This window comes from Polynucleobacter difficilis (genome assembly GCF_003065365.1).
In the GTDB taxonomy this organism is placed as follows: Bacteria; Pseudomonadota; Gammaproteobacteria; order Burkholderiales; family Burkholderiaceae; genus Polynucleobacter; species Polynucleobacter difficilis.
Genome location: NZ_CP023276.1, coordinates 1251530 through 1274544, shown reverse-complemented (window position 1 = coordinate 1274544; position 23015 = coordinate 1251530). Strand labels below are relative to the sequence as shown.

Annotated in this window: 22 protein-coding genes; 14 read left to right on the top strand and 8 right to left on the bottom strand. The window is 51.3% G+C overall.

All coding sequences use genetic code 11. The features are described from left to right. The first annotated feature begins 8 nt into the window (after positions 1-8). The 5 genes from AOC34_RS06515 to AOC34_RS06495 are packed head-to-tail and all read left to right on the top strand — an operon-like array spanning position 9 to position 3234. Positions 9-710, top strand: coding sequence for a hypothetical protein (locus tag AOC34_RS06515; protein ID WP_159074830.1), 702 nt, complete (start codon positions 9-11; stop codon positions 708-710). Positions 711-719: 9 nt separating this feature from the next. Continuing rightward, a complete protein-coding gene (gene queE / locus AOC34_RS06510; RefSeq protein WP_108469305.1) occupies positions 720-1373 on the top strand; it encodes a 7-carboxy-7-deazaguanine synthase in 654 nt (217 codons plus the stop codon). Beyond that, on the top strand, positions 1370-1834 hold the full coding sequence (gene queD, locus AOC34_RS06505) for a 6-carboxytetrahydropterin synthase QueD (protein ID WP_108469304.1): 465 nt from the start codon (positions 1370-1372) through the stop codon (positions 1832-1834). The genes queE and queD overlap by 4 nt, the downstream gene beginning before the upstream one ends. A gap of 3 nt (positions 1835-1837) precedes the next feature. Then, the gene (tadA, locus tag AOC34_RS06500) at positions 1838-2293 is read left to right on the top strand and encodes a tRNA adenosine(34) deaminase TadA (protein WP_108469303.1); all 456 of its coding nucleotides are present in this window, start codon (positions 1838-1840) and stop codon (positions 2291-2293) included. Continuing rightward, positions 2293-3234, top strand: coding sequence for an LD-carboxypeptidase (locus tag AOC34_RS06495; protein WP_108469302.1), 942 nt, complete (start codon positions 2293-2295; stop codon positions 3232-3234). The genes tadA and AOC34_RS06495 overlap by 1 nt, the downstream gene beginning before the upstream one ends. A 42-nt stretch (positions 3235-3276) precedes the next feature. Here AOC34_RS06495 and AOC34_RS06490 read toward each other — a convergent pair whose 3' ends face one another. Genes AOC34_RS06490 through AOC34_RS06460 form a run of 7 tightly spaced genes read right to left on the bottom strand, consistent with a single transcriptional unit; the run spans position 3277 to position 10932 of the window. Beyond that, a complete protein-coding gene (locus AOC34_RS06490) occupies positions 3277-4149 on the bottom strand; it encodes a 23S rRNA (adenine(2030)-N(6))-methyltransferase RlmJ (RefSeq protein WP_108469301.1) in 873 nt (290 codons plus the stop codon). 3 nt (positions 4150-4152) lie between these two features. After that, positions 4153-4929 carry a phosphatase PAP2 family protein gene (locus tag AOC34_RS06485; protein ID WP_108469300.1) on the bottom strand — a complete coding sequence of 259 codons (777 nt, stop codon included), beginning with the start codon at positions 4927-4929 and terminating at the stop codon, positions 4153-4155. Positions 4930-4936: 7 nt separating this feature from the next. Next, on the bottom strand, positions 4937-6190 hold the full coding sequence (locus tag AOC34_RS06480) for a glycosyltransferase family 9 protein (protein WP_108469299.1): 1254 nt from the start codon (positions 6188-6190) through the stop codon (positions 4937-4939). A gap of 37 nt (positions 6191-6227) precedes the next feature. Continuing rightward, positions 6228-7280, bottom strand: a complete 1053-nt coding sequence (locus AOC34_RS06475) for a lysylphosphatidylglycerol synthase transmembrane domain-containing protein (RefSeq protein ID WP_108469298.1) — start codon at positions 7278-7280, stop codon at positions 6228-6230. Between the two features lie 27 nt (positions 7281-7307). Next, positions 7308-8900, bottom strand: coding sequence for an ArnT family glycosyltransferase (locus tag AOC34_RS06470; RefSeq protein WP_108469297.1), 1593 nt, complete (start codon positions 8898-8900; stop codon positions 7308-7310). Next, the gene (locus AOC34_RS06465) at positions 8842-9714 is read right to left on the bottom strand and encodes an NAD(P)-dependent oxidoreductase (RefSeq protein ID WP_108469296.1); all 873 of its coding nucleotides are present in this window, start codon (positions 9712-9714) and stop codon (positions 8842-8844) included. Before AOC34_RS06465 ends, AOC34_RS06470 begins: the two co-directional genes overlap by 59 nt. A gap of 33 nt (positions 9715-9747) precedes the next feature. Further along, a complete protein-coding gene (locus tag AOC34_RS06460) occupies positions 9748-10932 on the bottom strand; it encodes an MFS transporter (RefSeq protein ID WP_108469295.1) in 1185 nt (394 codons plus the stop codon). Positions 10933-10989: 57 nt separating this feature from the next. Between AOC34_RS06460 and AOC34_RS06455 the strand changes: the two genes are divergently transcribed. Continuing rightward, entirely contained in the window at positions 10990-11823 is an 834-nt protein-coding gene (locus AOC34_RS06455; RefSeq protein ID WP_234408059.1) for a DUF3047 domain-containing protein, read from the top strand. 26 nt (positions 11824-11849) lie between these two features. Here AOC34_RS06455 and AOC34_RS06450 read toward each other — a convergent pair whose 3' ends face one another. Beyond that, a complete protein-coding gene (locus AOC34_RS06450; RefSeq protein WP_108469294.1) occupies positions 11850-14126 on the bottom strand; it encodes a heavy metal translocating P-type ATPase in 2277 nt (758 codons plus the stop codon). A 47-nt stretch (positions 14127-14173) separates the two neighbouring features. Here AOC34_RS06450 and AOC34_RS06445 point away from each other — a divergent pair, with 47 nt between their 5' ends. From AOC34_RS06445 to AOC34_RS06410, 8 genes are all read left to right on the top strand, one after another. Beyond that, the gene (locus tag AOC34_RS06445) at positions 14174-14368 is read left to right on the top strand and encodes a heavy-metal-associated domain-containing protein (RefSeq protein WP_108469293.1); all 195 of its coding nucleotides are present in this window, start codon (positions 14174-14176) and stop codon (positions 14366-14368) included. A 157-nt stretch (positions 14369-14525) separates the two neighbouring features. Next, positions 14526-15614, top strand: a complete 1089-nt coding sequence (gene apbC / locus AOC34_RS06440) for an iron-sulfur cluster carrier protein ApbC (protein ID WP_199908277.1) — start codon at positions 14526-14528, stop codon at positions 15612-15614. A 60-nt stretch (positions 15615-15674) separates the two neighbouring features. Continuing rightward, a complete protein-coding gene (locus tag AOC34_RS06435) occupies positions 15675-16220 on the top strand; it encodes a DUF3305 domain-containing protein (protein WP_108469291.1) in 546 nt (181 codons plus the stop codon). Continuing rightward, positions 16220-16870 (top strand): DUF3306 domain-containing protein, encoded by a 651-nt coding sequence (locus AOC34_RS06430; protein WP_108469290.1) that lies wholly within the window; start codon positions 16220-16222, stop codon positions 16868-16870. The genes AOC34_RS06435 and AOC34_RS06430 overlap by 1 nt, the downstream gene beginning before the upstream one ends. Next, the gene (locus AOC34_RS06425) at positions 16870-18966 is read left to right on the top strand and encodes a 4Fe-4S binding protein (protein ID WP_108469289.1); all 2097 of its coding nucleotides are present in this window, start codon (positions 16870-16872) and stop codon (positions 18964-18966) included. Before AOC34_RS06430 ends, AOC34_RS06425 begins: the two co-directional genes overlap by 1 nt. After that, positions 18963-19616, top strand: coding sequence for a TorD/DmsD family molecular chaperone (locus tag AOC34_RS06420; protein ID WP_108469288.1), 654 nt, complete (start codon positions 18963-18965; stop codon positions 19614-19616). Before AOC34_RS06425 ends, AOC34_RS06420 begins: the two co-directional genes overlap by 4 nt. A 128-nt stretch (positions 19617-19744) precedes the next feature. Further along, positions 19745-19966, top strand: coding sequence for a formate dehydrogenase (locus AOC34_RS06415; RefSeq protein ID WP_108469287.1), 222 nt, complete (start codon positions 19745-19747; stop codon positions 19964-19966). A gap of 82 nt (positions 19967-20048) precedes the next feature. Continuing rightward, positions 20049-23006, top strand: coding sequence for a formate dehydrogenase subunit alpha (locus AOC34_RS06410; RefSeq protein ID WP_234408178.1), 2958 nt, complete (start codon positions 20049-20051; stop codon positions 23004-23006). Positions 23007-23015: the final 9 nt, after the last annotated feature.

Sequence of the window (23015 nt, the reverse complement as noted above, 5' to 3'; positions counted from 1 at the left end):
TGCGGCGTATGTTGAAATTGTCGGCTGCACTTACCGTGCTCTTGATTACCGCTTGCCTGGGGTCGGTCACGCACATTCCCAAGGCTCCTATTGCTGCGCCTGTGAGCATTCCTGCGGTACGTGCTCCTGCAGTAGGGCAGCAATGGGTGTATGAGGTTCGTAATTACTTTAATGGTGAGTTGGTTGATGTGGTGACCGAGACCGTAGTTGAGGTTGGTCCACGTGTTCGTATTGCGCGCAACGGTCACAAACGAGGCCCATTGCCGGATGAAATTCAGGAGCCTTGGGGCATGAACTTGCAGGATCCCAATTGGACACCGCCCCAGCGCTTTATAAAGCCGGTGCCGCTTTGGCCTGAAAGGCTGGTGCCAGGGTGGTCTGGCTTTTACCGAGTCCGTTATCAAGTAGTGGGTTTTCCAGACAATGATTTTTATTGGGGCCTCAACATTGAAGCCAAAGCGTGGAGCCGTATAAAGACTCAGGCGGGTGACTTTAATGCCTTGCATTATGTCAACACGGCAGATTTTTTTGAGAGCGACGATTGGTTTCGGATGGCAAGTAATCGCCGCGAAAATGCGTGGTTTGCACCGGAGGTTGGTCGCTGGGTCGTGCGTGAACGTTTTGGTGAGTACCTTTGGCTTGGTATGCGCGGGTGGGCTGATTCGATCAAAGAGGATTACTTACGCTGGGAGCTAGTCTCATGGAAGTGATCAAAATCAATGTATAGCGTAAAAGAACTTTTTGCTACGTTACAAGGCGAGGGTGCGCATGCTGGTCGTGCAGCCGTTTTTTGCCGTTTTGCAGGATGCAATTTGTGGAGCGGTCGCGAAGAGGATCGTGCCAATGCTGTGTGCCAATTTTGCGATACCGACTTTGTTGGCACGGATGGCGATGGCGGCGGCAAATTTGAGACTGCTCTAGACTTGGCCGCGCAAATTGAGCTTGCTTGGCAGGCAGCGGGTGGCGCTAGCTACCATCGCTATGTCGTCTTTACTGGCGGCGAGCCTTTATTGCAGTTGGATAGCGAATTAATTAATGCACTGCATGCATTGCACTTTGAAATTGCGATTGAGACCAATGGCACGCTGCCTGTACCCAAGGGAGTGGACTGGGTCTGCGTGAGTCCAAAAGCAGGTTCCGAACTAGTGGTCCTGCAGGCCGACGAAATGAAGTTAGTAGTTCCACAAGCAGGCCATGATGGATTGGACCAACTGCTGACGCGGTTTGAGCGAATGGACTATCGTCATCGCTACATTCAGCCCATGGATGGGCCGCTGCGTTCAGAAAACACGGCATTCGCAGTGCGTATTTGCCAAAACAGACCGCTCTGGCGGCTGAGCTTACAAACCCATAAATGGATCGGAATTCGATGAGTATCTCCACCCCAGCCATCACCATCACCCGCCGGCTTGAGTTTGACGCAGGGCATCGCATTCCACATCACGACGGCCAGTGTCGTCACCTGCATGGGCATCGCTATGCGATTGAGTTGACCGTATCGGGCGATGTGCTTGAGACCCCTGGCAAGGCGGACGATGGCATGGTGCTCGACTTTGGCGACATCAAGCGCCTTGCAAACGAACATCTGGTCAACTTATGGGATCACGCTTTTTTAGTCGCCAAAGAAGATCAGGCAGTAGTCGCATTTTTAGCCAGCATGCCGAACCATAAGACAGTGATATTGGATCGGGTGCCCACAGTCGAAAACCTCGCGCACGCTGCCTTTGCGATCTTGGAACCTATTTTTGCAGAGGCATTTCAAGGGCGGTTGCGTTTAGCCTCCATTCGTTTGTATGAAACCCCCAATTGCTGGGCGGATGTCTCGCAGGCTTAAGCAATGCAGGCCGAACTCGATCAGCAATTCATGGCGCTAGCCATAGAGCAGGCCAACTGTGCCGCTTTAGCTGGTGAAGTTCCGGTCGGCGCCGTAATAGTCCGCAATGGGCAGGTCTTGGCAAAAGCCTTTAATCAACCCATTGGATTGCATGACCCCAGCGCCCATGCTGAGATGTTGGCGTTGCGCGCTGCAGGACAGAGTGAAGGCAATTACCGCTTGCCTGGAACGACGCTGTATGTCACTCTAGAGCCGTGTGCGATGTGTGCAGGAGCGATGCTGCATGCACGAGTGGAGCGTGTTGTTTATGGGGCCCCCGACCCTAAAACGGGCGCTGCCGGAAGCGCGCTGAATTTGTTTGCTAACCCGCAAATCAATCACCAAACCCAGGCTGAGGGCGGTGTCCTAGCGGAAGAATGTGGCCACGTTTTAAAACGCTTTTTTAAGGAGCGCCGTTAATGCAAGTGCAGTTGATTGCCCCATCGGGCGCTAGTTTGGATGCACGGAGTCCTTTGGCTGGCATTTCCTGGTTAACCGGGCAGGGTGTATCTGTACTCAATCCGGAGTGCACGCAACGCGTCCACCAGCGTTTTTCAGGCACAGATGCAGAGCGAGCAACCGAACTGAATAGTCTTTCTGCATTACCTCCAAGCACAACAGTGATGGCGATGCGCGGCGGCTATGGATTGCATCGCTTGCTCGGAAGCATTGAGTGGCAGGCAATTCACAAGGTAGTACAGGCTGGCCTGCAGATATGCGGGCACAGTGATTTCACTGCATTTCATTTGGGCTTGCTTGCAAAAACAGGTGGCATCAGCCTGGCTGGACCCATGCTCAATTACGATTTTGGCCGGATTGAAGATAATCAGGTGGTAGCGCCCGATCCATTTATGTGGACCCACTTTCAGCGCGCCGTTCAGGAGCGTAGCCTGAGTGCGCAAGTCAATACAGGCCAAGAGCTCAGCGGCTTAGGAAATCAAACAAGAACCAGTACTGGCATGCTTTGGGGCGGTAACCTAACGGTTCTCGCGAGCTTGATTGGTACGCCTTACTTTCCTGCTGAACAGCAATATCAAAATGGCATTCTTTTTCTGGAGGATGTAAATGAACATCCTTACCGCATTGAGCGCATGCTCATGCAGCTACTTGATGCTGGAATATTGGCAAAGCAAAGCGTAATCATGATGGGTGGATTTTCTGCCTACCGTTTGTATAACAACGATCTTGGCTACAGTTTGCAAGCGGCGTTTGAGGCAATCCGAAACCGTTTGCCGAATTCAATTCCAATTTTGACGGATTTGCCATTTGGGCATCAGCCAAATAAATTGACATTACCCGTAGGGGCCATCGTTGAAATCGAAGCAAGCGATGCCGGCTATTCGATACAGGCCGACTGGTAATTCAATCCAGATTAGTGTTTGCGTATTGGGCTGATGCTTTGCTTACGCTTCGCTTGATTGCAAGGTGTACGCAGCACCAGAATCCAAACCCAAGGCTTTTTTCAGAATAGGCAATGCATCTTTGAGATGATCGCGCAGAGTCCAAGGCGGATTAAATACAAACATACCGCTAGCCTGTAAGCGCCGTTCGCCGGGGGCGTTTTCAACACGTAACTCAGCACAAAGCCAGGCGCGTTGGTGGGCTTTCGCAATGGCCTTTAGTCGTTCGGGTAACGCAATTGATTCGCGCCGCGCAATCACGGGATACCAGATGGCATAACAGCCCGTCGCAAAACGGCTAAGCGCTTCCTCTAAGCACGATTCGAGATTGCGATAATCATTCTTGTCCTCATAGGATGGATCAATTAAGGTAAGCCCGCGGCGACTGGGCGGCGGTAACAGCCCTTTGAGTCGACTAAAGCCATCCGCAGAATACACATCCACTTGTTTTACACAATGGAGTTGATTGATATTGCCGCGCAAAATATCAATTTCATTGGGGTGCAGTTCGAATAGGCGCAGGCGATCCTGTGGCCGCAATAAACGGGCCAAGATAAAGGGCGAGCCTGGATAGAGTGCAGTACTTTCCGGTGCATTTTCAATCGCAACGCAGGCCAAGTAGTCAGCGATGCTGGGCGGCACATCTGCGCCAGTGCTTGCTAGGTAGTCTTTGAGGCGAACGATGCCGCCAGCTGATTCTTGACTAATTGCTGCGAAGCCATCTTGCAAGTTGTACAAGCCTGCGCCAGCGTGGGTATCCACAATCGACAGCGCCCCTGGCTTTTCTTGTAAGTAACGTAGCAATTGAATTGCAATTAAATGCTTCAGAATGTCAGCGTGACTGCCTGCATGAAAGGCGTGCCGATAGCTAAACATCCCTTAGATGCGCCTACGGGACTGCTGTTGTAAAAAGAGTATCAGCGTAAGTAATACGAGGGCGATGCAGGCATATTGCAATGGCATATTCAGTGGGTGATCCAGGGTCTCGTTGAGCAGGACGTAGAGTGAGGCAAGACCACCGATGGCAATGATTCTTGGCCATGGGCTACGAGGTAATAGCTGTTTATTTGGCAATAAACTAGCCAGCTTGGCGCCAATCAAGCCACACCAGATGCCGAGCCCCGCACCAACAAGCACATCCGTGAGCCAGTGTGCGCCTATGGCATTACGTGAAATTGCAACAGCACTTGCCGCAATGAATAACAAGATAAACGGCTTGCGTTTTTCTGCAGGAGCTATGAAAAAGTAAGCGCTAGCAATTGCAAAGGCTGTGAGGGTATGACCCGATGGCATTGCTTTATGAAACACCGCTTCGCCAATCCGGTAAAACTCGTGCTCCTGCAGGATCCCAGCAGGGCGTGGGAGGTTAAATGCATTCTTGAGTAGTGCGCTGATGATGGCGGCAACGCAGCCTGCAAAGATTCCTGCGCTAAGCGCGCGTGGCGCAAGGATTAAGAGGGGAAATGAAAGGGCAAAGACACCCCAACCATTGCCTAAAAATGTAATCCAAGTCCAAATCCAATCCGGGGCTAAGCGGGTGACTGAATTAATCGCCAGGAATGTACTTTGTTGTGATTCCGTAAAGTACAGCGCGGCACCGATTCCGAAGGGAACGACAGGAACGCACCAAGCAACCCAAGAGAAGTGGGTGCCCATGATCGGCTTAGCGCGCTCGATCGGCAGCGTCCAACTGGACTTCTACCTTCGCAAGAACATCGGCCACCGTAATGGCTTGCATGCAGACATTATTTTGGCACGGTGTTTTACGGTGATTGGCAGCGCTGACGCAGGGTGAACACGCCAAGTTAGCAGTAATGGCAATCGAATTACCAATTGAGCCATACAGCGCCGGCGTCTCAGGTCCAAATAAAACAACAGTGCGCAGTGCAGTGACAGCAGAAAAGTGACCTGGCCCAGAATCATTCGTGACCATGACATCGGATAGGGTATACAGCGCAGGCAATTCGCCAAACTTAACCTGCCCAGCAAAATTAATCGCTACTTTCACTTCGGCAACGCGGCGTACCTGTTCAACGTAATCAAATTCAGCAGGAGATCCCGTAATTAAGATTAAGTCAGCCGGCCAACGGGCATGCACTGCGCGGATGAGCTCCGAAAAGCGCTGCTGTGACCAACGCCGCTGTGGCAATAGATCGCTAGCGTTAGGATTGATCAGGATGAGGCGCTGCTGGCCATGACGATAAGGTACATCGGCAGTGCGGGCCAAAGACTCAATGCGCTCCAATACCGCATTACGTACGGCCGGATCAATGATTGCCTGTGCTAACTGAATTTCGTCATCGCGAATCTGAATCTTGCTAAATGGTACTTCGATTTCAGTGGCAAAGGCCGCATGAATTAAGGAAAAGAAATTCTTGGTAATGTGAATGTGTGGGTTGTAGTGCACTTTACGGGTAAGCATCGTGCCACGCCATAATCCCTCGCCATGGAAGATGTGATAACCCACACGTCTACGAGCGCCACATAGACCCGTTAGTAAGGCGGTAAAGCGGGAGAACAATTCCAAGTCGACTACGGTATCGATACCACGCATGCGCGCCTTAATCAAAAAGGTGATCGTATCGACAAGCAATGTTCTCAGGCTAGAGGCATCGATCGTGAAAATATTTTCAGGCTTGACTGTATTTAGCAAAGTCAGACTGGCCTGATTGCTTTTGAAGATCAGGAAGAAAAGCTCAGCACCGCGCGCTTGGGCATTGCGCATGGCGGGGTCCACCAAGATTGCGCTACCCATTTCGGAGAGTTCAATAAAGAGGAGTTTTTTTGGTGCCTTGGGGCCGGTAGTAAAAATTCCCTTCACGACATCAATGAGTGCCACTACTGGACTCATGATCGCGCACAGTGGCACGCCGACCCAATGGTCGATGGCACGCATGGTATTGACGCTAATGCTCATAAATGGCTTGGTTTCAGGTTAAAAAGGGAGTGCATCGCTATTTTCGCCTGAGAAGGACGTAAGCACCAGGCAAAACACATAAAACGGTCATCGCGCCATAGCTAATGGAGCCTAATACCGTCAATGAAGGGCTAATGCCCCATAAGGCCAAGACCGAAGTCAAGGTCGCTTCGCGTAATCCCCAACCAGAAATGCTAATCGGTAGCATGAGTAATAAGCTTAGGGCAGGCAAGCCGATCATGAGGGCCTCAATCGGCACTTCGGCGCCATAGGCTTTTAAACAAAAACCCAAAGCGAGGATGGTTAAAAAATGAATACCCATACCAAATAGGGCTTGGGCGATATTCATGGGCCAGGCAAAAGCCATGCGCACTCCGGGCAATGCGCTATTCATCCGAAAGCGATCCAGTAATTTTTGCAGTAACGCGCGCGTTGGTCCCCACGCCAATCCAATTGCCGCAATCAAAAATGAAGCGACCATGACGGCGATGACGGCATAGCCGAGCTGATTTCCCCAAATGGCCAAGGTAGCCCCGCCTAAAATGAGGCCGATACCACCCAGTAAATTATTTCCTGCGAGTCCGAGTAAGCGATCAACGAAGGTCATTGCAAAGCCAAGACGTAAGGTCGGATCGGCTTCTTCAAGGCTGACTTCCTGATGCAATTCGGTATCGAGTTTTTTTTCTTCAGCGGCACTGCTAGCCAATTCGCCACTAGGCTTTAAATGGCTGCCGGCAATGGCGCGGTAACTGTCGCCACCTAAGGTACTGGGAAGGCCTTGATTAATCAGGCCGCCTGCAAAATACAAGGAGATGTAGCCCGCAATGCTGCCCTCAAAACCGACGCTGCGCATAAGCAGACCCCAACGCAAGCCACCGCAAAAAAATGCACCGCTGAGGCAGAAAAAAGCTGCCACAAACCATAGGGGTTCGATTTGCAATTCGGATGCGAATAAGGCTGCCCAATCAATCCCGCTGGTTGCCTTCCATAACAGGGCAATCGACAGCACAACCCGTATGGTCGGCCAACTGCGTTTTAGAAGGTATTTCCAGCGCGGGGAGGTGCTTGCTGGACCAGATTTTGCACTCATAGCCGTAAGGATAAAGCAGGCGAGTGCTTAGTTCGGATCTTTTGCCATCCAGTTTTTGCACAGACTAAAGTCAAAATGGGACAGAACGCGCCCAAGATGCCTTACTTCAACCTGCTCTAGGGCTTGGCATTGGGCAAAAGCCGCTTGCAAATCGGGTTGAGCGCCTTTTACTGGAAGGGCGTATGGCATTGCAGACCAATTGACCACAATGACGTCAGAGCCCGGTTTTAGACTGCCAAACCACACATCAAACTGGTCTTGGCGTTGGTCTAAGATAAAGACAGGGGATGGCCTTGCATACCAAGCGATGCGACTACCCAGGGTCCAGTTTTGAACGGCAATACCAGCAACCGACTGGGTTTTACTTAAGGCCAATGCCGTTTTGCCTGCCTGATCCCAGCCATATAAATCAGCAATCGGATTGTTTCTTGGATTGCTGCTGACAATACCGCCCGATAAAACAAATCCGAAGCCAATCAAGCACAGCGCAATCTGAAGGACAAAAATAAATCGAATGAGCCTGCGTTGTTGTGTTGCCCATGCACTAGCAATGCCAATCCCCGCAAACGGCGCCAAGCAAAACCAGGCGGGTGTAGTCCAGTGCGGTAAGCCACCGCCGCCGGAGAGCCAAGCAAAAATTCCAAACGGAATCCAAAAAAAACCGAGCAGACAAACGATGGCTGTTGGCGATTTGGACCAATAGCGCTTCAAAAAGAAAATCATGCCCACAGCAAAGAGGAATCCGAACGCGACTAATTGCAAGCCAATGAAGCCTGCAAAGCGACGAAACAACCATTCGCCTCCGCCGCCATGAGCCAGTTGATACTTGAATGAAATCCAATCATTTGCCCAGTTCCAGTAGAGCACCGGCGAGATGAGTAGCAGCGCAAGCAACACGGCGAGATAAAAACCAACTTGATTGATCCAGGGCTTGCGGGGTGGGCAGAGCACAACTAGAGCCAATGCAAACGCAGTGAAGGCGGCAGTGTATTTGCTCAGGCCTGCAAGGCCGAGCAAAGCGCCGGTGATAAGCCAATCACGCAAGGTGAAGTTACGCTCCGCTTGCATCCAGCGCAAAGCCATCCAGAAGAGCCCCAGGCTCAGTGGCGCCAGAATGGAATCGGGCAATAAGCCTACTGATAAGACATGCGGTAGTGGCGCCGCAATCACCAGCAGCACAGCAGCAAAGCTAGACGAGCCGATGGGCGGGAATGCTGCAGCGGTATGTCCTGTTTTAGATTGCAAGAAACGCTGCAATTCAGAGGTGACGATATAAACCAAAACGCACGAGATGAGCCAAAGCAGTTCTGGAACGAGCCTTAAAACGCCCGTGCTGGCATCAAGGGATACTAGCGGCCACTGAATCCAGCCTACTAGGGGCGGATGATCAAAATAACTCCAGGCCATATGCTTGGCATAGAGCAGGTAATGGGCCTCATCCACCGAGAGTTCAAACGAAAACCCCAACCCCAAATGGACTAGCGCAGCAATTGCAAGGCAAATGCCTGCTTTACCTGTAAATGAACAGGACTTCCAGTAGGAGGTCACTGCAGAAAACAAATTAAGGTACTTCTCTGCGCAAGTAAAGTTCAAACAGCGCGTGATAGCCAGTGCGACCATGCCCTTGTTGCATTAGGATGTCGTAGAGTTTTTTGGCTTGGGTTAATCCGGGCAACTTCAATCCCATGCGATCTGCTTCAGCAATAGCTAAGCCAATGTCTTTCACAAAATGCTCCAACATAAAGCCGGGCGCAAAATCCCCTTTGATCATGCGTGGGCCTTGCACATTGAGCTGCACGCTACCAGCAGCGCCACCGCCAATGACCTCTAATACGGCCAAGGGATCGAGCCCTGCAGTTTTGGCGTACATCAGACCTTCGCATACGCCCATGATGCTCGAGGCAATCACAATTTGATTGCACAGCTTTGCATGTTGACCAGCGCCAGCAGATCCCAGTAGCGCAATGTTTTTACCCATCAACTGAAAGAGGGGGAGCACCGCATCAAACGCTTTTTGATCGCCGCCCACCATGATCGATAGCTTGGCATCACGGGCGCCGATGTCGCCACCCGATACGGGCGCATCCAGGCAAGTAATGCCATGCTCTAAACCTACATTCGCAATCTGTTTCGCCAATTCTGGACTCGAAGTAGTCATGTCAATCGTGATGCAGCCTTTGGGTGCGTGCTGCAAAATACCTGACTCACCCAAGTACATCGCCTCGACGTCCTTGGGGTAGCCAATGATCGTAATGATGACTTCCGATGCTTTAGCTAGCGCGATAGGATTATCAAACCATTGCGCCCCGCGGGCTAAAAGATCCTCAGCTTTGCTACGGGTGCGGTTGTAAATGTATAAGGTATGCCCAGCAGCCATTAAATGGCCTGCCATACTTTTACCCATAATGCCGGTGCCAATAAAGCCAATCTTCATCGTAAAGGTGCCTAATTAAGTTGCTGAAATGAATCAGCTAATTTTAGACTGCTTGTGGAGCCCAACATTGCCTTTTGCACCGAGCCAAATGAGTGCCAATACGATGCAGGCCAAGGGGGCAATGGAACCCCAGTTGAGTAATGCCCATCCCTGGGTTGTGATCAAAATGCCGGAGCTGAGCGCCGAAAGGGCGGTCGTCAAAAATACAAAGAAATTAATCGCGCCCTGGGCCTTATCCCGCTCTTCTGGTCGGTAGGATTCTAGGGCTAAGGTAGTGCTGCTGGTAAATAAGAAATTCCAACCTACGCCCAGCAAAAAGAGTGCGATTAAAAAATGGGTAAAGGTGATTCCGGATAACGCAATGGCGATGCAGGCGATGTACAGCAAAACGCCAATGCGCATGACCCATAAGACACCCCAGCGGCGAATTAAGTTCCCAGTAAAAAAGCCAGGCGCGAACATGCCAATCACGTGCCACTCGAGCACCAATACGGTTTTATCAAACGGCAGTTTGCACATTTCCATCGCTAACGGAGTTGCTGCCATGAGGAGGTTCATGACGCCGTACGAGAGGGATGCAGAGACAGCACACACAATAAACAGGGGTTGACGCATGATCTCGGAGAGGGGCCTACCGGTTTCTTTGGTTTCGCTGGCGGCACGTTCCTGAAAGCGGATTAGGCTAATAGCAACAAAGGCAAGGACAGCAACAAAAGCTAAGGCAATGTATGCGCCTGCAAAGGGCACGCTCAACCAGTCACGGGTTTGGTTGGCCAAATTGGGGCCAAGCACAGCGCCAATCACGCCGCCAGCCAAAACCCACGAGACAGCTTTTTCTTTAGATGTGGGTCCGGCAATCTCGGCAGCAGTAAAGCGATACAAGAGGGCGTTGGCGTTATAAAAACCGGCAATCACAGTAGCGGCATTCAGTAGCCAAAAATTACGTTCAAGCACGGCGAAGGCGCAAAGAAGTGCTGAGAGCCCGGCAACCACCAGTCCGATTTGGAAGGAGCGCTTGCGCCCCCACTGTTTTTGGGTTCGAGCCACGAGGGTCGTCGACAGAGCGCTACCGATGACATACCCCATGACGGGAAGGGTTGCTAGCCAGGGTAAAGGCGCCAGCATAAAACCCACTAAGCCATTGATTGCAATAAACGTGACGTTATTCGTCAAATACATGCCTTGCGCAAACGTCAGCAACCAGAGATTTTTATTCATGAAATACGCCAGTGAAAGCATTACGATAAAGCATCTGTATTCACCATGACTCATTTCATGCGCCAAATGATCCATACCTTTGACCAATTTAAGCCTTATGCATTTCGCCGCATTGGTATTTCGGTTTGCCTGGCACTCGCTTTATCAGCATGCGCTGGCTTTTCTGATGATGCTGGGGAGGTCAGCTCGTCGCCGCCAACTGCAGAAATTCTGGCACAGGAGAGTGTGCCTAAATTTTCCGAGCAACCTGCTAAATCAGCCTTACCCAGCGGTTGGAGTTTTTATCGCCTCGCGCCCTACAAAAAGAATACGGCCTATCGCCTTGAAAACTACCAAGGTAAAACCGTGCTGAGCGCCAATTCCAAAAGATCAGCATCGGGTTTGGCCGTGAAATTACGGCCACAACCTGCCACTGATTTATGGCTAGAGTGGGAGTGGAAAGCAGTTGGCAAAATTCCGAAAGCAGACAATGCGATTCGCTATACCGACGATGCTCCCCTGCGCATATTGGTTGCGTTTGATGGCAATAAATCCAAGCTGCCTTTAAAAGAGCAACTCACATTTGAGGTTGCTGGAATGCTCAGCGGTCGAGAGATGCCATACGCCACCCTGATGTACATCTGGGCCGGTAATAGCCCACTCGATAGCGTGGTAGAGAACACCTTTACTAGCCGCGTCAAAATGATTGCAGTGGACTCGGGGTGGCAACATACCGGGCAGTGGCGTAAGCATGCGCGCGACTTAAGCGCAGATTACCGCACCGCCTTTGGGGAAGAGCCGGGGGATGTGATTGGGGTGGCGCTTCTCACCGACACCGACAATACCAAGTCGCAGGTCAGGGCGCTGTATGGTGATATTGAGTTAGTGCGCAAAGCGCTCAAACAAAAGTAGTGCAAAAGTAGTGCATCAGTAATACGTTACTTAGGCTTCCACAGTCCCAGTAGTAGAGCATTGCTTAGTACAAATAGACTCGATAAGGCCATCGCGCTTCCAGCAATCGCAGGCGTTAAGTAACCCAGTGCTGCTAAGGGAATGCCAATCACATTAAAAGCAAATGCCCAAAACAAGTTTTGACGAATCTTGTTCCAAGTGCGCTTCGATACATCCATTGCGCTAGCCACCAAGGTGGGATTGCCGTGCATTAATGTGATGCCAGCAGCTTGCATGGCCACATCGGTGCCACTGGCCATGGCCATACCGACATCCGCCATCGCAAGTGCGGGTGCGTCATTAATGCCATCGCCCACCATGGCAACCCATTGGCGCTCACCCGCCACATTGCGCTTTAGGCGTTCGATCCAGCCTGCCTTATCTGCAGGAATGACTTGCGCATGCACCGTGCCAATACCAATGCGCTGACCTACTTGCTCGGCAGCGGCGCGATTGTCGCCAGATAGCATCACCGTCTGTATCCCCATGGCATGCAACTGCCGCACTGCTGCAGCTGCATTGTCTTTAATAGCATCACCAAAGGCGAAGATGGCCAGCGGTATGGATGCGTGAGCGCCTAGCGGTGTTGCAGTTAAAGCCGAGACACTATGCCCAGCCAAAAATAAGGGAGCCGCTTTGTGGATTAAGTCACCGTACTGCGGGTGGGATTCCAGCGAGGCCATGCTTTGCAGTCGCAGTAGTTGTCCTTGCCATTCACCAGTCAGTGGCCTGCCTTCAATCCCCACCCCAGGAATGGCCTGCATTTGGGTACAGGTGACCGGAGTTACGCCACGCAGCTTTGCATTTTCGAGCACTGCCTTGGCGAGCGGATGTTCGCTGCCCATTTGCAGCCCAGCTGCCAAAGCAAGCGCTGCCTCTTGCGCTAAGCCCAGGCTTGCATCGATGGAAAGTAGGGTGGGCTTGCCTTCCGTCAGGGTTCCGGTCTTATCAAATGCGACGAGTTGAATGCGATGCGCCAGCTCCAATACCTGCGGATCTTTAATCAAGATGCCAGCGCGTGCCGCAACCCCAGTGCCGGCCATGATGGCTGCCGGAGTTGCTAAGCCCAATGCGCATGGACATGCAATCACCATTACCGATACCGCCCTTAGGATGGCCTCGCTGATGTCGCCGATCAGGAGTCCAGTAATTAGGCCGGTAGTGATTGCAATGCCAATGACTGCGGGCACAAAGATTGCGCTGACCTGATCGACTAAGCGCTGAATTGGCGCCTTCTGTGTTTGTGCGGTCTCCACTAAATCGATAATGTTTGCCAGCATGCTGTCGGTGCTAGTCGCAGCCACTCGGAAGACCAACTGACCATCGCCATTAAGAGAGCCGCCAATGACGGCATCGCCAACCCCCCGCTTTACAGATTGACTCTCCCCTGTGAGTAGCGATTCATCCAAATGGCTATTACCAAGCACGATGAGGCCGTCGGCAGGTACGCGTTCACCGGGCAAAACCATGACCAGATCATTGATCAATACGTGTTCAAGCGGAACTTCGGCGTGCTGGTTGATGGCGACTGCATTACTGCCAATCACGCTAAGGTCATTTGTCTTGAGTACCCTTGCTTGTTGTGGCCATAAGGCGTGTAGTGCACGAATGGCCTCACCGGTTTGCTGCTTGGCTCGCGCCTCGAGCCACTTACCCAAGAGCACCATGCTGATGATGACTGCTGCCCCTTCAAAATACAGGGCATGGGGGTCTCCAAACACCAGTTGATAGACGCTCAAGCCATAGGCTGCAGTTGTCCCGAGTGCAACGAGTAAATCCATATTGCCAGCGCCGGACATCAGCGCTTTGAATCCAGACCGATTAAAGCGCCATCCCAATACAAACTGCACTGGGCTGGCGAGCAACAGCTGCCATAGGCCAGTTGGCATCCAGTGAATCCCCAATGGCATGAGCACCATCGGAAGTACGAGGGGAGCAGATAAAGCAAAGCTGAGTAAAACGGGACCCAAACCATCCGCCGACCAAAATGCCGATTGTTTTGCTTGCTTGAGTTGCCCCGGGGCTGGGCTTGGTTTAGCGCCATAACCCGCTTTGTGAATCACCTCGATGATCTGGTCGACTACTCCAGGCATTGCTTCTGTAAGACGGATGCGAGCCTGTTCGGTTGCTAAATTGACAGTCGCAGCCTCTATGCCAGGCATATTGGCTAAGGCCTTTTCAACGCGGCTGACGCAGGAGGCGCAAGTCATGCCCTCAATATCAATCGAGACAAAGCGCGTGGCGTCTTTCGAACTTAAGTTCATACTAGGGATAATCTACTGCAAGAATCGATTCAGCGGAGGGAAATAAAATGCATATCCTATTTGTTACTGGCATGACCTGCGGTGGCTGCATCAAAGCAGTTACGAGGGCAATTCAAATGCAGGATGCTAGAGCGACGGTTCAAGTCGACCTGAATTCCCAAAAGGTGGAAATTGACTCCAAGCTGAGCCGGGAAGCGCTAATTACCATTGTTACGGATGCAGGCTTTCCGGTGGTGAATTAGCCCCTCCTTAGCTAGCCATAGCGCAATCAGGGCGCATTTCAGCAAAAAATCCCCCCTGGGATTAATCTAGCCACTGTTTGAGGCGCGTTACCTAGTATTCTCATGGCTCAATACAATACTAAAAGTAGCGTAAATTAGAAAAGTAAGGGAGATGACATTGGCAGTCAGTATTGAGTCTGTACAGCAGACCTTAAAAACCGTTTTAGACCCAAATACCCAAATTGACCTGATGACTGCAAAAGCAGTCAAAAACCTCAAGGTTGATGATGGCGCAGTTTCATTGGATGTGGTCTTGGGCTATCCCGCAAAAAGCCAAATTGATTTAATCCGAACTTTGGTTGTCAATGCCATTCGGAAATTGCCGGATGTAAAAAACGTCAGCGTGAATGTCACCAGTAGCATCGTCGCGCATGCCGTTCAGCGTGGCGTTAAGCTGATGCCGAATGTAAAAAATATTATTGCCGTAGCAAGCGGTAAGGGCGGCGTTGGTAAATCCACTACCGCAGTGAACCTCGCCCTCGCACTCGCTGCAGAAGGTGCTGAGGTTGGCATTTTGGATGCGGACATTTATGGCCCTAGTCAGCCGATGATGCTTGGCATTACTGGTAGACCTGAATCCTTGCAAGAAAACACCATCGAGCCGATGGAAGGCCATGGCTTGCAAGCCAGTTCGATTGGATTTTTAATTGATGCCGATAATCCGATGGTATGGCGCGGCCCCATGGTGACATCGGCCTTAGAGCAATTGCTAAAGCAAACCCGCTGGCGCGATTTGGATTATCTGATTGTTGATATGCCACCCGGCACCGGAGACATTCAGTTGACTCTGTCGCAAAAAGTGCCCGTTACTGGCGCAGTGATTGTGACAACGCCCCAAGACATCGCTTTGCTGGATGCGCGCAAAGGCTTAAAGATGTTTGAAAAAGTCGGTGTACCCATCATTGGCATCATCGAGAACATGTCAACCTACATCTGTCCTAGCTGCGGCCATGAAGAGCATGTCTTTGGTCAGGGCGGCGGTCAAAAAATGTGCACCGATTACGGCGTTGACTTCTTAGGCTCATTGCCCCTCAATTTATCGATTCGTGAGCAGGCTGACTCTGGTAGACCTACTGTGATTGCTGACCCGGACGGTGCTATTAGCGCAGTGTATAAAAACATTGCCCGTCAAGTTGCGATTCGGGTTGCCAATCTGAGTAAAGACATGAGCAGTAAGTTTCCGAACATCGTGGTTCAAAATACATAAACCCCGATCGCTACATGCAAGCCCATTTCAACCCTTCTTGCTAAAGGCTAAGCTAAGACCATGCGCTTTGCCGTAGTCATGCGAAAGCAAGCCATCGATAATCCATGGGTTTCCCATCGGTGGGCGCCGGTTGAGGTATTTGCGGATTCCGGGCAGTTTGAGGAGAGCGGTGTAGCGATTACAACCAGCAATCCACTGGGTCGTTTTATTGAGCGGGATGCGGAAGGGGAGACCTGGCTGTTTCGCGGCTTTAGCTTAGATCTATTTCCGGATGAAGCTGAGGGATACTTTTTAAATGCCACAGCAGCCGAACCCTGCTGGTTTGTGATGTGGCGACTGGAAGAAGACTATCAGCGCTTTTTGGAGCCCGATAGTTTGTCCCATAGTGAGGCTGAATCTACTCTAGCTATCCCGCATCGCATTTGCTTGAGTTACAACGAAGCTGCGCGATTAATAGATGGTGGTGAATCGGTAGCCACGGTTGTGCTCGACAAAGCCCACTGGCAATGGTTACACGATTTTGTGGGCGCGCATTACCGGCCTGAGCCAAAAAAACGGCAACGACCCGAATCCTTTAAGGGCGCACAGCGCTCGGCAGAAGATTAATGGCTGACGGATTCCTTGGCCGCTGGTCGCGTCGCAAAGCAGGTCTAGAGCCCGAAGGGCTCGATGGCTCCGCGCCGGAGTTAAAGCCCAAGGCAACGCCAAGTACTGTCCCGCACGATAAACAGGCTATTGAGAGTACTCCCGCTCCAGCAGCAGAAGAGGTCCTGCCGCCCACCCTCGAAGATGCTGAATCCATCGACCGTTTTGCGCCGGACTTCTCGGCCTTCATGAAACCCAATGTCGATCCAGCAGTGCAACAAGCGGCAATGAAAAAATTGTTTTCTGATCCCCATTTCAACATCATGGATCGCTTGGACATTTACATCGACGATTACTCCATTCCAGACCCGATCCCGATGGAGATGCTCAAGCGCATGGTGCAGTCCGAATCCCTTGGTTTATTTAGAGCGTTTGAAGATGGGCCAGGGGCTAAGGTTCTCGCGGAGTCGAAAGAGGAAAAAGCCCTTGAGCCAGAGTCAACTTCAGCAGAGTCAACTACAGCAGCAGAGCCTGACCCAGCTGAAATCGCCGATGCTTCTGCGGGAGATGTCACAATGCCGCAAGACGAGGTCAAAGTTGACGTTCCCAATCCAGACCTGGATCAAACGGTAGCATCCCTAAAAACAGTGTCTGAACAGAAAATAAAATAATGACCCAAAAGCTCATTTGCGATTGCAATCGCACCATGCCACTGGATGCAAAAGCCTTAGGCGTTCCGATGCATACCGCTTTGTGTCGCCAGGAGGTTGGTTCATTTTTAAAGGCGCTGGATGGGTCGGAGCCGATTCTGGTGGCATGCACACAAGAGCGTGGTTTGTTTTCAGAGTTGGCGACGCAATCTGAAAAGCCGCTGGTTGCGCCATTGCGCTTTGTCAATATTCGAGAGCTTGCCGGCTGGACTCAAGAGGCCGAAATATCCACGCCTAAGATCGCCGCATTGTTGGCGCTTGCGGATGTGCCAGAAGCGGATCCAGTTCCGGTGGTGGACTATCAAAGCCAAGGTCGTTTAATCATTATTGGACCTGGCGCCGAGGCCTTGCTGTGGGCTGAAAAACTACATACGCAATTAAATGTGTCGGTACTGTGCACGGAGTCGGGTGCGCTGCCGAGTACGCGGGAGTATCCGATTTACAGTGGTCAGGTTAGCAAGGTGGAAGGCTACCTCGGTAACTTCACCGTCGATTGGGAATTAAAAAACCCAATCGATCCAGAGATGTGTACCCGGTGCGGTGCTTGCGTTACCGCCTGCCCAGAAAATGCGATTGACGATTCGTTTCAGATTGATATGGATCGATGTAAATCCCATCGCGCTTGCATTACCGCATGTTCGGGTATCGGCGCGATTAATTTTGATCGGTCTGAGGTTAGCCGAAGCGCAGAATGCGATTTGATTTTAGATTTGCGCCCCGATGCGCAGATGCGCATGAGTCAAACACCGCAAGGCTACTTTGCCCCCGGCACCGATCCCTTTGCGCAATCCTTGGTTGCTAGTCAACTCATCACCATGGTCGGTGAGTTTGAAAAGCCAAAGTATTTTGCGTACAACGACAAGATATGCGCGCATGGTCGCAATGGCAAAGTGGGATGCAGTGCCTGCATTGATGTTTGCTCTACCGGTGCGATTGGGTCTCTATTTAAAAATGGTCAAGGTCAAGTTGAGGTTAATCCCAACTTATGCATGGGCTGCGGCGCCTGCGCTACGGTTTGTCCATCGGGCGCCATGCGCTACAACTACCCCAGCGTATCGCATCAAGGAAAGCAATTAAAAGCCCTGATCACGGCATACAGTGATGCAAACAGTAAGTCCAAATCACCTCAGCTGGCACCAACACTCTTATTGCATAGCCTAGAGGCCGGTGCCGAGGTCTTGGATCGGCTTGGACGTGCAGCCCACCTAAATCCAAAACGGGTTGAGGGATTACCTGCTTTTGTTATTCCAATGGGCATTGAGCACATTGCATCGACGGGGCTTGATCTCTGGCTCGGCTCCTTAGCATACGGATTTGGCGAGGTGGTGTTATTGCTGAGTGGCGATGAGGATCCTTCATACCGCGCCGCTTTAGAAGAGCAGGCCAACTTAGCGAACGCGATGCTAGCGGCGTATCAGTTTCCGGGTGCGCGAGTACAGCTGATTGCGATGGCGAATAAAGGTGATTTACCCGGCGTGTCGAGTGCCATGGGACGCCTGCGGCAACGCGGCGCTCTGCAGTCCCTTGGTAAGCCAGCCGTGTTTGCATTTTCTAATCAAAAACGTGAAACCCTAGAAGCAACCTTAGAGCACTTTCAAAAGCTAGCCCCAGTACCGTTGCCGGTAGAAGGTAAGCCTCTACCTAGCTCATCGCTACTCGGTGCCATTCAAATCGATACAACGGCCTGCACCTTGTGCATATCCTGCGTTGGCGCTTGCCCAGAAGGCGCCATTTTGGATAATCCGGATGCGCCACAACTTTCCTTTATTGAGAAGCAGTGTGTGCAGTGCGGCTTGTGCGTACAAACGTGCCCAGAATCGGCCATTACCTTGCAGCCCCGGATTGCAACTGTCGAGCAGCGCAAAGAAAAAGTATTGCTGAACGAGACTAAGCCTTTCCATTGCATCAGCTGTGGCAAAGCCTTTGGTACCCTCAAGTTAGTCGAGTTAATGCTGGGTAAATTGGCTTTGCACGATGCCTTTTCTGGTGAAGCATTAGACCGCCTCAAAATGTGCAGCGATTGCCGGGTAGTCGATATGATGAAGAAAGAACTATGAGCGATTCAATGAACCCAAGCCCAACGGAGCAGGCGCCAACCGAAGTGGGCAATATTGGTACGGCCGAGGATTTGGCTAGAGCCGACTTGTACGGCCTCTTGGCTGCGTTTTACTTAAAAGCGCCTGCACAAGAATTTTTAGATTTAATTACTGCCTCAGCCCCCCAAGAGCAGTCCCTCAATGAGGTTTCGCCCTTATTGGGTGTTTGGCTCAATTTAATCTCGGCTGTCCGGGACAGCACTGCGAGCGATTGGAATGCGGAATATGCATCCGAGTTTATGGGCGTGGGTAGACCCAATCTTTTTTTGAATAGCTCGTTTTATTTGGCAGGCCATTTAAACGAGAAGCCTTTGGTGGAAGTAAGGCGAGCCTTGGCTGAATTTGGCCTAGAGTCTTCTGAGGATGTAACTGAAACCGAAGATCACGTATCGGCCTTGTTCGAAGTGATGCGCTACCTGATTGCAGGCGATGACGTCGAAATTTCCAACTTGACCAACCAACGGGTGTTTTTTAACGACCACATTCGGCCTTGGTATGACGACTTTTGCGATGCAATAGAGGCTAATCCGGAGACGCATTTGTATCGCCCGGTTGCCGCATTGACCCGTGAATTTCTGGCAGTTGAGGGCCAAGCCTTTGACATGATGTGAATTCTGCCCAATTAATAAGGGTATTTACTGACTCTAAACGCCCTAGAGGCACTACACAAAAGTTTTAAAAGTACTACACTCATTATTAGAAAAAAGTTGCATATATACGTCCACCCAATGGAGTTCACATGAGCACAAAATCAAAGCCACTTACACCCCCAGTCACGACTGCTTCGCGCAGAAAGTTTTTCGTTAGTGCTGGCGCTACGGTTGGCGCGGTTGCGGTTGTTTCGCAAACGCCCATGGGCAAAGCCATTATTCAAGAGGTGGGTAGCACGGTAGAAGGCAAGAAAGACGGCTACCAACTCACGGAGCATGTCCGTAAGTATTACCAAACAACCTTAATTTAGTTTTAACCGACCCTTACTCTAAAAATATAAAACCCCTCAGGAGCATCAGATGAGTCTGATTCGTAAAAATCCAGTAAACACCATGACCCGCTCGGTACCGGTATCGAACTTAATTGGGAGTTTGTCGCGAGGCCTCAAGGCAGCCGTTCCCACCATGGATCGACGGACATTCCTGAAGCGCTCCGGAATTGGAGTTGGCGCAGGAATTGCAGTAAGCCAGCTAAACCTGGTACAAAAAGCAACCGCAGCCGACCCAAGCAAGGCAATGTTGGATGGCAAGGGCAAGATTGAAGTAAAACGCACTGTTTGTACCCATTGTTCCGTTGGCTGTGCCAGCGATGCTACGGTTGAGAACGGCGTATGGGTTCGTCAGGATCCGGTATTTGATTCCCCCATCAATATGGGCGGCCAGTGCGCCAAGGGCGCTGCATTGCGTGAGCATGGCCATGGCGACTACCGTTTGCGTTATCCCATGAAATTAGTGGATGGCAAATACCAGCGCATTACTTGGGATCAGGCCCTCGATGAAATTACCGCCAAGATGAAAGATCTTCGCGCCAAGTACACCCCTGACTCCTTGTACTTCATTGGCTCGTCCAAGTTTAATAACGAGCAAGCCTATTTGCTGCGTAAGTGGGTGTCCTTCTTCGGCACCAACAATACCGATCACCAGGCGCGTATCTGCCACTCCACCACGGTTGCTGGTGTTGCCAACACCTGGGGCTATGGTGCGATGACCAATAGCTACAACGACATGATGAACTCGAAGGCAGCGCTGTACATCGGCTCGAATGCCGCTGAAGCGCATCCTGTCTCCATGGTGCACATGCTGCACGCTAAAGAAAACGGCTGTAAGTTGATCGTGGTCGACCCACGTTATACCCGTACCGCCGCCAAGTCAGATCAATATGTACGCATTCGTTCGGGTTCAGATATTCCATTCCTATTTGGTGTGCTTTATCACGTCTTTGCTAACAACTGGGAAGATAAAAAGTACATCAATGACCGCGTATTCGGCATGGATGATATCCGCAAAGAAGTAATGGAAAAATGGGGTCCCGCTGCAGTTGAAGAGGCATGCGGCGTTCCTGAGGCACAGGTATTCAAAGTGGCGCAAACCATGGCCATGAATCGCCCAAGCACCATTGTTTGGTGTATGGGTCAGACACAGCACACCATCGGTAATGCGATGGTTCGTGCATCGTGCATCTTGCAATTGGCTTTAGGCAACATCGGTAAGTCCGGTGGTGGCGCCAACATTTTCCGTGGTCACGATAACGTGCAAGGCGCGACGGACGTTGGTCCTAACCCCGACTCCTTGCCTGGCTACTATGGCCTCGCTGCGGGATCGTGGAAACACTACGCTACCGTCTGGGGTGTGGATTACGAGTGGATTAAAGGCCGTTACGCTCCGAACATGATGGAGAAGTCTGGCACAACAGTCTCGCGTTGGGTTGATGCAGTGCTTGAAAATCCAGAAATGATTGACCAAGAAACTGCAGTCAAAGGCTTGTTCTTCTGGGGTCATGCGCCGAATTCACAGACACGCGGCTTGGATATGAAGCGCGCTATGAATAAATTGGATTTATTGGTCGTGGTTGATCCTTATCCAAGCGCCACAGCGGCGATGGCTGCCATGCCAGCTGCTAAAGGTGAAGAAGGTAATAAAAACCGCGCAGTCTATTTGCTACCAGCATGTACCCAGTTCGAAACCACCGGATCGGTCACGGCTTCCAATCGTTCACTGCAGTGGCGTGAGAAAGTCATCGATCCCTTGTTTGAGTCTGTTCCAGACCACGTCATCATGCAGGAGTTCGCCAATCGCCTTGGCTTCGGCAAAGAGTTGGCGCTTAACTACAAAATGATCGATGCAAAATACGCTGGTAAAAACTGGCAAGAGCCTGAAATCGAATCCATCTTGCGCGAAATCAATCGCGCTGTTTGGACCATTGGTTACACAGGACAATCGCCAGAGCGCCTCAAAGCCCACATGCGGATGATGAGCGTCTTTGATCCGAAGACCCTGAAGTCGCGGGGTGGTAAAGATCCGGTTACGGGTTACGACACCACTGGCGATTATTTTGGACTGCCATGGCCATGCTTTGGTAATGCTGCCCTGAAGCACCCTGGCTCACCTAACCTCTACGACACCAGCAAGCACGTCATGGACGGCGGCGGTAACTTCCGCGCCAACTTTGGCGTGGAAAAAGACGGCAAGAGCCTCTTGGCAGCCGACGGTTCATTCTCGAAGGGCGCTGACATTAAGACGGGCTACCCTGAGTTTGATCACGTGCTCATGAAGAAATTAGGCTGGTGGAGCGAGTTGACTGAAGCCGAGCAAAAATTGGCTGAAGGCAAAAACTGGAAGACGGACTTGTCCGGCGGCATCATTCGTGTTGCCATGAAAAACCACGGCTGCCATCCTTTTGGTAATGCGAAGGCAAGGGCAGTGGTGTGGAACTTCCCAGATGCAGTACCGCAGCACCGTGAAGCGCTTTACAGTACTCGCCCTGATTTAGTAGCGAAGTACCCCGCATCGGCTGACCGTAAAACCTTCTGGCGTTTGCCAACCCTCTACAAGTCACTTCAAGACAAGAATATTGAAGATAAATTGGCTGAGAAATTCCCAATTATCCTCACATCAGGTCGTTTGGTGGAATACGAGGGTGGTGGTGAAGAGACCCGTTCCAATCCATGGCTGGCTGAGTTACAACAAGAAAACTTTGTTGAAATTAATCCAACAGCAGCAGCCAAGCGCGGCATCAAGAACTGGGACTACGTCTGGGTCAAATCGCCTACCGGCGCCAAGATCAAGGTACGTGCAATGGTTACTGAGCGCGTTGGTCCAGATACCGCCTTTGTGCCATTCCACTTCTCAGGATGGTGGGAAGGTAAGGACTTGCTCGAGTATTACCCTAAGGGCGCACATCCAATTGTTCGTGGTGAAGCTGTTAACACCGCAACAACCTACGGTTATGACAACGTAACGATGATGCAAGAAACCAAAACAACGATCTGTCAGATCGAAAAAGTGGCATAAGCCCAACCG